General features: G+C 59.6%; 10 protein-coding genes and 2 tRNA genes. 10 read left to right on the top strand and 2 right to left on the bottom strand.

Annotated features, from left to right (window positions below; translation table 11 throughout):
- Nucleotides 1–96: 96 nt before the first annotated feature.
- Nucleotides 97–1158 (bottom strand): DNA polymerase IV, encoded by a 1062-nt coding sequence (dinB, locus tag A8O26_RS27800; protein WP_064120804.1) that lies wholly within the window; start codon nt 1156–1158, stop codon nt 97–99.
- 280 nt (nt 1159–1438) lie between these two features.
- Between dinB and A8O26_RS27795 the strand changes: the two genes are divergently transcribed.
- The 5 genes from A8O26_RS27795 to A8O26_RS27775 all read left to right on the top strand — a co-directional run bounded on the left by A8O26_RS27795 (nt 1439) and on the right by A8O26_RS27775 (nt 7081).
- A tRNA-Met gene (locus A8O26_RS27795) sits at nt 1439–1515 on the top strand.
- 222 nt (nt 1516–1737) lie between these two features.
- Nucleotides 1738–1814, top strand: a tRNA-Met gene (locus tag A8O26_RS27790).
- A 279-nt stretch (nt 1815–2093) separates the two neighbouring features.
- On the top strand, nt 2094–4733 hold the full coding sequence (mprF, locus tag A8O26_RS27785; RefSeq protein WP_064120803.1) for a bifunctional lysylphosphatidylglycerol flippase/synthetase MprF: 2640 nt from the start codon (nt 2094–2096) through the stop codon (nt 4731–4733).
- Nucleotides 4733–6028, top strand: a complete 1296-nt coding sequence (locus A8O26_RS27780; protein WP_064120802.1) for a virulence factor family protein — start codon at nt 4733–4735, stop codon at nt 6026–6028. The genes mprF and A8O26_RS27780 overlap by 1 nt, the downstream gene beginning before the upstream one ends.
- A gap of 723 nt (nt 6029–6751) precedes the next feature.
- Nucleotides 6752–7081 carry a DUF3077 domain-containing protein gene (locus A8O26_RS27775; RefSeq protein ID WP_064120801.1) on the top strand — a complete coding sequence of 110 codons (330 nt, stop codon included), beginning with the start codon at nt 6752–6754 and terminating at the stop codon, nt 7079–7081.
- Nucleotides 7082–7279: 198 nt separating this feature from the next.
- On the opposite strand, the gene A8O26_RS27770 is transcribed toward A8O26_RS27775, so the two are convergent.
- The gene (locus tag A8O26_RS27770) at nt 7280–9121 is read right to left on the bottom strand and encodes a potassium transporter Kup (protein WP_437339893.1); all 1842 of its coding nucleotides are present in this window, start codon (nt 9119–9121) and stop codon (nt 7280–7282) included.
- 350 nt (nt 9122–9471) lie between these two features.
- On the opposite strand from A8O26_RS27770, the gene rimO reads away from it, so the two are divergent.
- The 5 genes from rimO to A8O26_RS27745 all read left to right on the top strand — a co-directional run bounded on the left by rimO (nt 9472) and on the right by A8O26_RS27745 (nt 14063).
- Nucleotides 9472–10809, top strand: coding sequence for a 30S ribosomal protein S12 methylthiotransferase RimO (rimO, locus tag A8O26_RS27765; protein WP_034154944.1), 1338 nt, complete (start codon nt 9472–9474; stop codon nt 10807–10809).
- Between the two features lie 436 nt (nt 10810–11245).
- Nucleotides 11246–11719 (top strand): GNAT family N-acetyltransferase, encoded by a 474-nt coding sequence (locus A8O26_RS27760; protein ID WP_064120799.1) that lies wholly within the window; start codon nt 11246–11248, stop codon nt 11717–11719.
- 191 nt (nt 11720–11910) lie between these two features.
- Complete coding sequence (locus A8O26_RS27755) at nt 11911–12621, top strand: rRNA pseudouridine synthase (protein WP_064120798.1); 711 nt, start codon at nt 11911–11913, stop codon at nt 12619–12621.
- Nucleotides 12622–12693: 72 nt separating this feature from the next.
- The gene (locus tag A8O26_RS27750) at nt 12694–13164 is read left to right on the top strand and encodes a DUF1456 family protein (protein ID WP_064120797.1); all 471 of its coding nucleotides are present in this window, start codon (nt 12694–12696) and stop codon (nt 13162–13164) included.
- Between the two features lie 128 nt (nt 13165–13292).
- Entirely contained in the window at nt 13293–14063 is a 771-nt protein-coding gene (locus tag A8O26_RS27745; protein ID WP_064120796.1) for an SDR family oxidoreductase, read from the top strand.
- The last annotated feature ends 10 nt before the right edge of the window (nt 14064–14073 follow it).

The raw sequence follows: 14073 nt of genomic DNA, 5'->3' as shown, positions 1-14073 counted from the left end.
CGAGCAGGCTCGCTCCCACATTGGATCTGTGTCGTTCACAAATCCAATGTGGGAGCGAGCTTGCTCGCGAAGACACTCTAAGCATCACCCTCGCAATTACCGCTCAAACAACTCCATCTGCTCAAACCCGCCGCGCAAATCCTCAAGCCGCACCCCAACCCCCAACAACCGCACCGGTTTGCCGCCGCGATTGAACGCCTGCGTCAGCATTAACTGATAACTGCCCAAATCCCGCCCTGCCCCGGCCTGCTCCAGCGTCGTCTGGGTAAAGTCATGAAACTTCACTTTGACGAACGGCTTGCCCGGTCGATAGCTGCTGTCGATCCGTGCCATGCGGGTTTTCAGGGTTTCCAGCAGTTCGGGCAACTTGTCCAGGCAACTGCGCAGGTCCGGCAGATCAACGTCGTAGGTATTTTCCACGCTGATCGACTGACGTCGACTGTCGTTGTGCACCAACCGATCATCGATCCCACGGGCCAGGCTCCACAGTCGCTCGCCAAAACTGCCGAATTCGCGCACCAGCGCCAGTTTGTCCCACTCGCGCAATTGCGAGCAGTCAACGATGCCAAGCTTGCCGAGCTTATCGGCGGTGACCTTGCCGACACCGTGTAATTTGCTCACCGGCAAACCGCTGACAAAGTCTTCGACCTGATCCGGCGTAATCACGAACAAGCCATTGGGTTTTTTCCAGTCGCTGGCGATCTTGGCCAGAAACTTGTTCGGCGCTACGCCCGCAGACACAGTGATGTGCAATTGATTGGAGACCCGGCGGCGAATGTCCTGGGCAATGCGCGTGGCGCTGCCGCCGAAATGCGCGCTGTCCGAAACGTCCAGATAGGCTTCATCCAGCGAAAGCGGCTCAATGAGGTCGGTGTAATCGGCAAAGATCGTGTGAATCTCTTTCGAAGCTTCGCGATAGGCGTCCATGCGCGGCTTGACGATGGTCAGGTCCGGGCACAGCTTCAAGGCATGCCCCGAGGCCATCGCCGAACGCACGCCGTAGGCCCGCGCTTCGTAATTGCAGGTAGCAATCACCCCACGCCGGTCCGCCGAACCACCCACCGCCAACGGTTTGCCGGCCAGACGCGGGTCATCGCGCATCTCGATGGCGGCGTAAAAACAGTCGCAGTCAATGTGGATGATTTTTCGCTGAGTCATGTCAGAAAAGGAAACGTGGCAAGCCGGATCGTCAGTATCTCACTGACAACTGTATATAGCACCAGTGGTATGAATGTTCTTTGCAAGCGGTAGGAAATCTCCTTTGAATTTATTTTTTCAATCGACGAGAGGCTCCCAATAGAGCTGAAAGCCTTGCCCCGCCTGCCCTGCAGCATGAAAAACACCCTAGAAAAAGCGCTAACCGATTGAACCTCAACAGATTTTATCCAGATTGCGGGTTGACACCCCAGCGTTCCTCTGTAGAATGCCGACACACAGACGCGGGATGGAGCAGTCTGGTAGCTCGTCGGGCTCATAACCCGAAGGTCGTCGGTTCAAATCCGGCTCCCGCAACCAAACATCAAAAAAGGCTACTCGAAAGAGTGGCCTTTTTTGTGCGCGTCTGTTTTGTGGTTTTCTTCCTCTTATAGAGAAGCGATCGCCAAACAGGAACTCTTTGCATTTCCGAAACTTAACGCGCCACCTGCGACCGTTTGACGCGATATCACACTTATTTGACCCTTTACGGGATTAGCGGTTGACACCTCGCCGTTCGCCTGTAGAATGCCGCCACACAGACGCGGGATGGAGCAGTCTGGTAGCTCGTCGGGCTCATAACCCGAAGGTCGTCGGTTCAAATCCGGCTCCCGCAACCAAACATCAAAAAAGGCTACTCGAAAGAGTGGCCTTTTTTGTATCTGTTGAAAAAGTCCTTTCGCAACAATGATCTGTCACTGTGCAGTGAACCGCTTGGGATCTTCAGAAGTCCTGACTTGCGACTATGCTTGAGTCGCAGGCAAGGCATCTGCAATCCAGGAACTGCCCTCGCCGATACCCGGCGAGAGGCGTAGTATTTTGTGATTATTTTTTTCTACAGGGATTGGTAACTTGGCTGGATACCTCCATCCTGTCGCGCACAATCCAAGAGGTGATTGATGCGCGCCAACTCGTCTGATCCACAAGACACCGTCACAGCGGAACATCCGATCAAACCCGAGCGTCTGCGCTTGCTGGATCGGTTGAGCAAATACCGGCAACCCATCGGGCTGGCGGTCACTCTGCTGTTGTTTGCCATTGCGCTGATTGCCTGTCGTCATCTGCTTGCCGAACTCGATCTCGATGCATTGCACGACTCGATTCTCGACGTGCCGAAACCCGCCCTGCTCGGCGCTTTCGGTGCAACCGTGGTCGGCTTCATTATTCTGCTCGGCTACGAATGGTCGGCCAGCCGCTATGCCGGCGTAACCTTGCCACCGCGCACATTGGCGCTCGGCGGCTTCACCGCGTTTGCAATTGGCAATGCGATCGGTCTGTCGCTGCTGTCCGGCGGCTCGGTGCGCTACCGTTTATATGCACGACTGGGTCTGGGGGCGTCGGAAGTCGCGCACATGACCTTGTTCGCCAGTTTGTCGCTGGGCTGCGCCTTGCCGCCGCTGGCAGCGCTCGCGACGCTGAGTGACCTGCCTGCTGCCTCTCAGGCGCTGGGCTTGTCCGAAGGCCTGCTCGGTACAGTCGCCGCTGTCGTGCTGTTGCTCGGCGCAGTACTGGCTATCGGCATCTACCGTCGGCGCCTGCCGGAACAACCGTTGCGCGACAACCTGCTGGTCAGGGTGGGTCGCCGCACGCTGCGCTTGCCGGGTCGTCGCCTGACGTTCCTGCAACTGATCATTACCGCGCTCGACGTCGCTGCTGCTGCCACCGTTCTTTACCTATTGCTGCCGGAAGCGCCGCCCTTCGGTGCTTTCCTGTTGGTGTACCTGCTGGCACTGGCGGCTGGCGTGCTCAGCCATGTACCCGGCGGCGTGGGTGTGTTCGAAGCGATCCTGCTGGCCGCTTTCGCCGACAAGCTCGGTGCCGCACCGCTAGCCGCTGCATTGCTGCTATATCGCCTGATCTATGTGGTACTGCCACTGCTGGTCGCTTGCGTATTCCTGCTGATCAACGAAGGTCAACGCCTGTTCCAGACCCAGACCATGCGCGCGGCGTCCGGTCTGGCCGCGCCGATTCTGGCGGTGCTGGTGTTTCTGTCCGGTGTGGTGCTGCTGTTTTCCGGCGCTACCCCCGAGATTGATACGCGCCTTGAACACATCGGTTTTCTGATTCCGCATCGTCTGGTCGACGCCTCGCACTTCGGTGCCAGCCTGATCGGCGTCCTCTGCCTGATGCTCGCTCAAGGCCTGCGCCGGCGCCTGTCCGCCGCGTGGATGCTCACCACCATTCTGTTGCTGGTCGGCGCCCTGCTCTCGCTGCTTAAAGGCTTCGACTGGGAAGAAGCGACACTGATGACACTCACCGCAGCATTGCTCGGTGTGTTCCGCCGCTCGTTCTATCGCCCGAGTCGCCTGACCGAACTGCCCTTCTCGCCGCTGTACCTGGTGGCCAGCCTATGTGTGCTGGGCGCTTCGACGTGGCTGCTGCTGTTCGCCTATCAAGACGTGCCTTATAGCCATCAACTGTGGTGGCAGTTCACCCTCGACGCTGACGCGCCACGTGGCCTGCGCTCGCTGCTCGGCGCCGCAGTCCTGCTGCTGGTGATCGCGCTGACCTGGCTGCTGCGCACCGCACGCCCGGTCATTCACCTGCCGACGCCTGATGAGCTCGATCGCGCGGCGAAGATTCTGATGGCCTCGTCACAACCCGACGGTGGCCTCGCGCTGACCGGTGACAAGGCGTTGCTGTTTCACCAGAACGACGAAGCGTTCCTGATGTACGCGCGCCGTGGCCGCAGCCTGGTGGCGCTGTACGACCCGATCGGCCCTGGCCAGCAACGCGCCGAGATGATCTGGCAGTTCCGCGACCTTTGTGACATCCACCACGCCCGCCCGGTTTTCTATCAGGTGCGCGCGGAAAACCTGCCGTACTACATGGACATCGGCCTGACCGCGATCAAACTGGGCGAAGAAGCCCGGGTCGACCTGCTGCGCTTTGACCTGGAAGCCAAGGGCAAAGAGATGAAGGACCTGCGTTACACCTGGAACCGTGGCACCCGCGACGGCTTGTCGCTGGAGATTCACGAGCCGGGGCAGGCGCCGATGGACGAGCTGAAAGTGATTTCCGATGCGTGGCTGACCGGCAAGAACGTGCGTGAGAAAGGCTTCTCCCTCGGCCGTTTCAGCGACGATTACCTGAAGCATTTCCGCATCGCGGTGATTCGCTTCGAAGGCCGCCCGGTGGCGTTCGCCAATCTGCTCGAGACTTACAGCCATGATCTGGCCAGTCTCGACCTGATGCGCGCGCACCCGGACGCCCCCAAGCTGACCATGGAATTCATGATGGTCGGCCTGATTCAACATTATAAGAGTCACGGATACGCGCGCTTCAGCCTGGGCATGGTGCCGTTGTCGGGGTTGCAACCCCGGCGTGGTGCACCGCTGACCCAGCGTCTGGGCTCGATGGTTTTCCGCCGTGGTGAGCAGCTGTACAACTTCCAAGGCTTGCGCCGCTTCAAAGACAAGTTCCAGCCTGACTGGGAACCCCGTTATATGGCCGTGCCCGCCGGACTCGATCCGCTGGTGGCGCTGGCCGACACTGCTGCCCTGATCGCGGGCGGCTTGACTGGATTGGTGAAACGCTGATGATTCAACGCTCCCTGAAGTACATCCTGGCCGCACTGATCGTGCTGGCCGTGATTGCCGGCGGCGGTTACTGGTACCTCAAACGCCCGGCACCGGAACCGACCGTCGAACAACTGACCCCGGCCGACGGCGCCGCCATGACCCGCGTCATTCCCGGCACCAAGCCCAAGGCGCAGGTGCTGGTCGCGGTCAACGACGACCAGAAGCTTTCTGAAAAACAACTGACCACCCTGAGCCGCAGCGCTTCGGCGCAGATCGTTCAGGTGATTCTGCCCAAGGACTGCCTGCTGCAAAGCCGCGCCCTGCAATCGGGTCTGCGTGAACTGAATGGCCCGGCCACTCTGGTCAGCGGCATCGGTCCAGGCGCTGTGCTGGCCTGGCGCTGGTTGTCGGAACAGAAAGACGACAAGGCCCAGGCCGTCTCCGTCGACCTCGCTCTGGAAAAAGGTGGCTGCACCCACCTGCTGCCGAAATCCGCCGCCCACGGCCACTGGCTGGTGGCGTGGAACGACAACCCGGACGACGCCAGCGCAGGTTTCGTGCGCGATCAACCGAACGCCGAAACCAGCATCAGCGACTACGATATCAACCTGCCGCAAGTGCTCAACAACGAACTGCGCAAGATCCTCGTCGGAGGCGACAAGGCCAACGGCGGTCTGGCGATCCCGGTGGTTGAAGTGCCGGCCGGTCAGGCCAAGGACACCGTGACCCTGTTCCTTTCCGGTGACGGCGGCTGGCGCGACCTCGACCGCGACGTGGCGGGCGAGATGGCCAAGATCGGCTACCCGGTGGTCGGCATCGACACGCTGCGCTACTACTGGCAGCACAAGAGCCCGGAGCAAAGCGCACTGGACCTGACCGAACTGATGCAACACTACCGGCAGAAATGGGGCACCAAGCGCTTCATCCTCACCGGTTACTCGTTCGGTGCTGACGTTCTGCCTGCGATCTACAACCGCCTGCCGGACACCGAGCAGCAACGCGTAGACGCAATCATCCTGCTCGCCTTCGCCCGCACCGGCAGCTTCGAAATCGAAGTCGAAGGCTGGCTGGGTAACGCCGGCAAAGAAGCCGCCACCGGCCCGGAAATGGCCAAGCTGCCAGCGGCGAAGGTTGTGTGCATCTACGGTGAGGAAGAGACCGATGAAAGCGGCTGCACGGACAAGACTGCCGTGGGCGAAGCCGTGAAACTGCCCGGCGGCCACCACTTCGACGAGAACTACCCGGCGCTGGCCAAGCGCTTGGTGGACTTGATCGAGAAGCGCCAGAGCAAGGACTCGGTCGCCGAAGAGTGATCTGAGCCACGCCCATAAAAAGCCCCCGCAACTTCGCAGTTGCGGGGGCTTTTTACATTCCAGCCGCCACTTAAATCCCCTGTGGGAGCGAGCCTGCTCGCGAATGCGGCGGGTCAGTCAACAGATTCGCCGACTGACACTAAGCCTTCGCGAGCAGGCTCGCTCCCACAGGGAAATTGCGCTGGACTCAGGGGGTTTGTGCCGATACTCGTAAATCTCTTGACTCTTCAGGAAGCTAAAAACGCGAAGTGTCCACATTCCATAAAACGTGGACACCTGCTTGATTGGCATTATCGAATCGTCAACTCCACACTCAAATCTTCCGCCGAACCAATACCCGCAAAACCACCAGCAACGTTTAGTTTCGTTTACGTCTGGTCTCGCAATATCAGATGACGCCCACAGACCTTGTAGGCAAACTCCGAAACTCGTGTTTGGACGCTCTGCCGCTCTATTGCGCTGTTTTTTGGCGGGATACTCTCCGGACGTCGCTGACCCATTCAGCGATCGGGTGTGGTAACCCGGTTAGGCAAAGTGCAACAGTGCCTCCATCACGACATCAGGCGTTCTTTTACGCCTGTAATTCGCTGTCATGGCAGCTGTACGTGGGAGACCTTCGGGTCTGCCGGTTTCTTTGCTCTCCCGGTTTACCACCCTGCGTACAGCTGCCACCCATTCGTGTGGTAACGAATGCGGCAGCTCCTCGTTTTAGGGAGCAAAACAATGAGCAAAGAAAGTCCGTCAACGCCATCAGATCTTAAAACCATCGGCTTCACCCCTTTTCTCTACAACTCGGATCAAGCGTTCTTCAATGTCCGCGCCGGCATCCCGATCATCGATGCCTTGTCGCAATCCTCCGACCTGTTGTCCCTCGCCAAATCCTTCGCCGAGGACGCTGCCTTCATCAAAGACACCGACCGCCATGCCTGGGCCGCGCATTACCTGACGGTGATGGGCAAAGCCTTGATTGATGATGTGATCCAAGCGCTGATCCCACGACCTGCGCGGACGAAGACTGAATCTGAAGCTGATCTACCTGAACGCACCTCTTGATTCCATCCAATACCCTGTGGGAGCGAGCTTGCTCGCGAAAGCGGTGGGTCAGTTAAAAGATTCGTCGACTGACACTACGCCTTCGCGAGCAAGCTCGCTCCCACAGGGGATTTGCGGTGGGTTTGAAGTTAATGTGCGGGCACAAAAAAGCCCCCGCCAGCCACAAGGCTGACGGGGGCTTTTCAGTTGAGGCCAAGCTTACATCTCGACCTGCGTACCCAACTCAATCACCCGGTTCAACGGCAGATTGAAGAAGCGCAAATTGCCGTTGGCATTTTTCAACATGAACGCAAACAGCGCCTCACGCCAACGCGCCATCCCCTCAAGTTTCGAGGCAATCACCGTTTCGCGGCTGAGGAAGTAGGTCGTGCGCATCGGGCTGAAATCCAGATCATCCAGATGACACAGCTTCAGCGCTTGCGGCACGTCCGGCTCGTCGGTGAAGCCGAAGTGCAGGATCACCCGGAAGAAGCCCTCGCCGTGCGCTTCCACTTCGAAACGCCGTGATGGCGGTACGCGCGGGATGTCTTCGTAGACCACCGTCAGCAACACCACTTGCTCATGCAGTACCTGGTTGTGCAGCAGGTTGTGCAACAGCGCGTGCGGCACGGCGTCGGAACGCGCGGTGAGGAACACCGCGGTGCCCTGCACCCGATGCGGCGGTTGCACGCGGATGCTGCTGATGAAGATCGGCAGCGGCAGCGCGCCTTCGTCGAGGCGTTCGACCAGCAGTTGCTTGCCGCGCTTCCAGGTGGTCATCAGCACGAACAGCGCGATACCGGCGATCACCGGGAAGGCGCCGCCCTGAACGATCTTCGGCACGTTGGCAGCGAAGTACAGACCGTCCACCAGCAGGAAGCCGATCAACACCGGCACCGCAAGGATCGGTGGCCATTTCCACAGCAGCAACATCACCGCCGACACCAGAATGGTGGTCATCAGCATGGTGCCAGTCACCGCCACGCCGTAGGCCGAGGCCAGTGCGCCGGAGGACTCGAAGCCGAGCACCAACAGGACCACGCCGACCATCAGCGCCCAGTTCACCGCGCCAATGTAGATCTGGCCCTGCTCATCGCTGGAGGTGTGCTGGATGTACATGCGCGGGATGTAACCGAGCTGAATCGCCTGACGGGTCAGGGAGAATGCACCGGAAATCACCGCTTGCGAGGCAATCACCGTGGCCAGCGTCGACAGACCGACCAGTGGAATCAGCGCCCAGCTCGGTGCCAGCAGATAGAACGGGTTACGCGCCGCTTCCGGGTTTTCCAGCAACAAAGCGCCCTGCCCGAAGTAATTGAGCACCAGCGCCGGCAACACCAGGATGAACCACGCACGGGCAATCGGCTTGCGACCGAAGTGGCCCATGTCGGCGTACAGCGCTTCGGCACCGGTCAGCGCCAGCACCACAGCGCCGAGGATCGCCACGCCCATGCCTGGGTGCACCGTGAAGAAACGCACGGCCCATAGCGGGTTCATCGCATGCAGCACTTCTGGCGCGTGGCTGATGCCATACACACCGAGGGCGCCGAGGACGAGGAACCAGGTGACCATGATCGGCCCGAACAGAATGCCGATCCGCGCCGTACCGTGGCTCTGGATCAGGAACAACCCGACCAGCACCACCAGCGACAGCGGCACCACCCAATGGTCGATGCCATCGAATGCCAGCCCCAGACCTTCAATCGCCGACAACACGGAAATCGCCGGGGTGATCATGCTGTCGCCATAAAACAGCGCCGCGCCGATCAGTCCGCACACCACCAGCAACGAGCGCAGTTTCTTGCGATGCCCTGCCGCGCGACGGGCCAGTGCGGTGAGCGCCATGATGCCGCCCTCGCCCTGGTTATCGGCGCGCAGCACGAACATCATGTATTTGATCGACACGACCCAGATCAGCGACCAGAAGATCAACGACAGTATGCCCAGCACGCCATCGTGGTTGACCGGTACGCCGTAACCGCCGGAAAACACTTCTTTGAGGGTGTACAACGGGCTCGTGCCGATGTCGCCGTAAACTACCCCGACCGCCGCGACCAGCATACTCAGCGGCCTGGAGGCCGAACCCTCGGCGCCTGCCGCATGACTACTTGCCTGACCCATCCAACACTCCTACTTCTCAGAACCGGCTTCTTTGAATGAAGCACTATGCTTTGTGGTGCAGCATGCGCTGTTTTACCTGTTGTTACAGACGTTTTGTTGACTGTAAAAAATTGGTAAAGCTCAACGGCGCGAAGCATAGCGCAGCACTCGTCGTATTTCCCTGCATAAAGCTGGTCAAGTGCGTTGCCCGCCGCTAGAATTGCGCACTTTTTGATCAGAGGCGCACCTTAAGCGCCCGTCCGTCGGCTTTCGCATCAAGAAAGCGATGTCACAAAATACCGAGGTTAGACATGTCCACCACTCCTGCGCCGGCCAATCCAAAGGTTGGCTTTGTATCTCTGGGTTGCCCGAAAGCACTGGTCGACTCCGAGCGCATCCTGACCCAGCTGCGCATGGAAGGCTATGACGTGGTGTCCACCTATCAGGACGCCGACGTGGTCGTGGTCAACACCTGCGGTTTCATCGATTCGGCCAAGGCTGAGTCGCTGGAAGTGATCGGCGAGGCGATCAAGGAAAACGGCAAGGTGATCGTCACCGGTTGCATGGGCGTGGAAGAAGGCAACATCCGCAACGTGCACCCGAGCGTGCTGGCCGTGACCGGTCCGCAGCAGTACGAGCAAGTGGTCAACGCCGTGCACGAAGTGGTGCCGCCGCGTAAAGATCACAACCCGCTGATCGACTTGGTGCCGCCGCAAGGCATCAAGCTGACACCGCGCCACTACGCGTACCTGAAGATTTCCGAAGGCTGCAACCACAGCTGCTCGTTCTGCATCATCCCGTCGATGCGCGGCAAACTGGTCAGCCGTCCGGTCGGTGACGTATTGGACGAAGCTCAGCGTCTGGTCAAATCCGGCGTTAAAGAGTTGCTGGTGATTTCGCAAGACACCAGCGCCTATGGCGTTGACGTGAAATACCGCACCGGCTTCTGGAACGGCGCGCCGGTGAAAACCCGCATGACCGAACTGTGTGAAGCGCTGAGCACCCTCGGCGTCTGGGTCCGTCTGCACTACGTTTACCCGTACCCGCACGTTGACGAGCTGATTCCGTTGATGGCCGCCGGCAAGATCCTGCCGTACCTGGACATCCCGTTCCAGCACGCCAGCCCGAAAGTGTTGAAGTCGATGAAACGCCCGGCCTTCGAAGACAAGACCCTGGCGCGGATCAAGAACTGGCGCGAAATCTGCCCGGATCTGATCATCCGTTCGACCTTCATCGTCGGCTTCCCGGGCGAAACCGAAGAAGACTTCCAGTACCTGCTCAACTGGCTGACCGAAGCGCAGCTCGACCGCGTGGGCTGCTTCCAGTACTCGCCAGTTGAAGGCGCTCCGGCCAATGATCTGGATCTGGAGATCGTACCGGACGACGTCAAGCAGGATCGTTGGGATCGCTTTATGGCGCACCAGCAAGCAATCAGCTCGGCACGTCTGCAAATGCGCATTGGCCGTGAGATCGAAGTGCTGGTGGACGAAGTTGATGAGCAAGGGGCGGTCGGCCGCTGCTTCTTCGATGCCCCGGAAATCGATGGCAATGTGTTTATTGATAACGGCAGCAATTTGAAGCCGGGTGACAAGGTCTGGTGCAAGGTGACTGACGCTGACGAATACGACCTGTGGGCTGAGCAGATCTGATCTGAAGGTCAAAAGCCCCTCACCCCAGCCCTCTCCCAGAGGGAGAGGGAGCTGACCGTGTTGTTCTTTCGAGGTACATCGACCTGAGCTATCCGGTTGAACTCAGGTTTGAACAGCATGAAGATCTGCTCCCTCCCCCCTCGCCCCCTTGGGAGAGAGGGACTGATCGAGGTGTTTTCGCCTGCTGCACCGACCTGAACGATTCGAGTCGGGCTCAGGTTTTGAACGGCACGAAGATCTGCTCCCTTCCCCCTCGCCCCCTTGGGGGAGAGGGTTGGGGTGAGGGGGAGCGTTCTTGCTGGCGACAGAAATAGCCAGCCAGACACCGCAAAAAAATACAGAAAAGCCCCGCTCTTTTTACGAGATGCGGGGCTTTTTTACGGCTATCGTTTAGCGGGGGACGGACTCCCTTGAAACGGACAAGAGGCAGACGGGCATGCGTCACCATTCGGTCATCCACACACCGAAACTCAGCGATTATCAGGAACTGACCCGGGTCTGGGAGGCCTCGGTCCGCGCGACCCATGATTTTCTGCCGGAGAGCTACATCGAACTGCTGCGCAATCTGGTGCTCACCCGCTATCTGGATGCGGTGATGTTGATCTGCACCAAGGACGCCGACCAGCGCATCACCGGGTTTGCCGGGGTTGCGGCGGGCAAGATTGAAATGCTGTTCATCGATCCTGACCATCGCGGCCAAGGGTTGGGCAAGAAGCTGCTGAACTACGCGATGCAGCATCTGAATGCTGATGAACTCGACGTCAACGAACAGAACCCGCAGGCGCTAGGGTTTTACTTCAAGCAGGGTTTTGAAGTGATCGGCCGCTCGGAGGTCGATGGCATGGGCCAGCCGTATCCGTTGCTGCACATGCGCCTGCGACAAAATCAGCAACGCTCAGGCAACGGCTGACACACCATGGAACTCCTGTGGGAGCGAGCTTGCTCGCGAATGCGGTGTACCCGTCACTGCACATATAGACTGACAGGACGCCTTCGCGAGCAAGCTCGCTCCCACATTGAATTCAGCGCCTGTAAATGGAACCGGGCTTAACCGGCGCCACACAGGTACAATGCCCACCCCTTTTTTGTTACGGCCCTGTCATGACTGACCCGATTCGCCTCTCCAAACGCCTCATCGAACTGGTCGGTTGCTCCCGCCGGGAGGCCGAGCTGTTCATCGAGGGCGGCTGGGTCACCGTGGACGGCGAAGTGATTGACGAGCCGCAATTCAAGGTCGGCGAGCAGAAGGTCGAGCTCGACAAGGACGCCAAGGCCACTGCGCCGGAGCCGGTGACCATCCTGCTGAACGCGCCTGCCGGTATGGACGTCGAGACCGCCATGCAGTCGCTCAGCGCCGAAACCCTCAGCGAAGAACACCGCTACAGCAAGCGCCCGTTGCGCGGGCACTTCCTGCGCCTGACCGCCAGCGCAGACCTGCAAGCCAAGGCCAGCGGTCTGCTGGTGTTTACCCAGGACTGGAAAATCCTGCGCAAGCTCACCGCCGACGCCGCGAAGATCGAGCAGGAATACGTGGTCGAAGTCGAAGGTGACATGGTCGCCCACGGCCTCAACCGTTTGCAGCACGGCCTGACGCACAAGGGCAAGGAGCTGCCGCCGGTCAAGGCCAGCTGGCAGAACGAAAACCGTCTGCGCTTCGCCATGAAAAACCCGCAGCCGGGGATCATCGCCCAGTTCTGCGAAGCGGTCGGCCTGAAGGTCATCGGCATCCGCCGCATCCGCATCGGCGGCGTCTCGATCGGCAAAGTCCCGGTCGGCCAATGGCGCTACCTGTCCGGCAAAGAGAAGTTCTAAGACTTCCACTGCCGCCACACATTCCGGCAGCACGCCCGCGTGCTGCCCACAACGCTTATCAGGATGACTCACATGATTCATAACGACGTATTGCGCAGCGTGCGCTACATGCTCGACATCAGCGACAAGAAGGTTGTCGAGATCATCAAGCTCGGCGGCATGGAAGTCGCACTCGCCGACGTGTTGACCTGGCTCGACAAGAAAGAAGAAGACGAAGAAGGTTTCGTGCGCTGCCCGGACGAAGTCATCGCGCATTTCCTCGACGGCCTGGTGATCTTCAAGCGCGGCAAGGACGAAAGCCGTCCGCCGCAGCCGATCGAAGTGCCGGTGACCAACAACATCGTCCTGAAAAAACTGCGCGTGGCCTTCGAACTGAAAGAAGACGACATGCACGCGATCCTCAAGGCCGCCGAGTTCCCGGTGTCCAAGCCTGAGCTGAGCGCATTGTTCCGCAAGGTCGGCCACACCAACTATCGCCCGTGCGGCGACCAGTTGCTGCGCAACTTCCTCAAGGGCCTGACCCTGCGCGTTCGCCCGACCTGATCCCCTCTGCGGTGGCGACCGATGGTCGCCACCGTAGCGCATGACCGTTCATTCCCTCCGAAAATAGTGGCTCCGCTTTTCGCGGCTGACGACTAGGGTGTATTGATCCCTAGCACTCAGGACTCGCCATGCACCCGTACTTTTCCCTGCAAGGCCGCACCGCTCTGGTGACCGGCGGCACCCGTGGTATCGGCAAAATGATCGCCAAAGCCTTTGTCGAGGCTGGCGCCCGTGTCTACGTCTGCTCGCGCGACGCCGAAGCGTGTCATCAAACGGCTGAAGAACTCAGCGCTTTGGGCAAATGCCACGGCGTGGCGGCGAATCTGGCGACGGAAGAAGGCGTGCAGGAACTGGCCGCGCGCCTGGGCGAACAGCTCACGCATCTGGATATTCTGGTGAACAACGCCGGTACCACCTGGGGCGCGCCGCTGGAGAGCTACCCGGTGAAGGGCTGGGAAAAGGTCATGCAGCTCAACGTGACCTCGGTGTTCACCTGCATTCAGCAATTTCTGCCGTTGCTACGCAAGGCCGGCTCGGCGGCGAATCCGGCGCGGATAATCAACATTGGCTCGGTGGCGGGGATTTCTTCGTTTGGTGAGCAGGCGTATGCCTATGGGCCGAGTAAGGCCGCCCTGCATCAGTTGTCGCGGATTCTTGCGCGGGAGCTGGTGAGCCAGCACATCAATGTCAACGTAATCGCGCCGGGACGCTTTCCGAGCAAGATGACGCAGCATATTGGTAATGATCAGCAGGCGCTGGCTGAGGATACGGCGTTGATTCCGATGAAGCGTTGGGGGCGAGAGGAAGAGATGGCGGCGCTGGCGATCAGTCTGGCGAGTACGGCTGGGGCGTATATGACCGGGAATATTATTCCGCTGGATGGTGGATTCAGTCTGTAGATCGGCGGCG

It is taken from the genome of Pseudomonas fluorescens, assembly GCF_001648775.1.
In the GTDB taxonomy this organism is placed as follows: domain Bacteria; phylum Pseudomonadota; class Gammaproteobacteria; order Pseudomonadales; family Pseudomonadaceae; genus Aquipseudomonas; species Aquipseudomonas fluorescens_M.
This window is presented reverse-complemented; position numbering and strand designations above follow the sequence as displayed.

Coding starts and splice junctions, on each gene's coding strand:
- A8O26_RS27755 (WP_064120798.1), top strand. CDS start 11,911: ATGACTGACCCGATTCGCCTCTCCAAACGCCTCATCGAACTGGTCGGT.
- dinB (WP_064120804.1), bottom strand. CDS start 1,158: ATGACTCAGCGAAAAATCATCCACATTGACTGCGACTGTTTTTACGCC.
- A8O26_RS27770 (WP_437339893.1), bottom strand. CDS start 9,121: ATGCTGGTCGCGGCGGTCGGGGTAGTTTACGGCGACATCGGCACGAGC.
- rimO (WP_034154944.1), top strand. CDS start 9,472: ATGTCCACCACTCCTGCGCCGGCCAATCCAAAGGTTGGCTTTGTATCT.
- A8O26_RS27780 (WP_064120802.1), top strand. CDS start 4,733: ATGATTCAACGCTCCCTGAAGTACATCCTGGCCGCACTGATCGTGCTG.
- A8O26_RS27750 (WP_064120797.1), top strand. CDS start 12,694: ATGATTCATAACGACGTATTGCGCAGCGTGCGCTACATGCTCGACATC.
- mprF (WP_064120803.1), top strand. CDS start 2,094: ATGCGCGCCAACTCGTCTGATCCACAAGACACCGTCACAGCGGAACAT.
- A8O26_RS27760 (WP_064120799.1), top strand. CDS start 11,246: ATGCGTCACCATTCGGTCATCCACACACCGAAACTCAGCGATTATCAG.
- A8O26_RS27775 (WP_064120801.1), top strand. CDS start 6,752: ATGAGCAAAGAAAGTCCGTCAACGCCATCAGATCTTAAAACCATCGGC.
- A8O26_RS27745 (WP_064120796.1), top strand. CDS start 13,293: ATGCACCCGTACTTTTCCCTGCAAGGCCGCACCGCTCTGGTGACCGGC.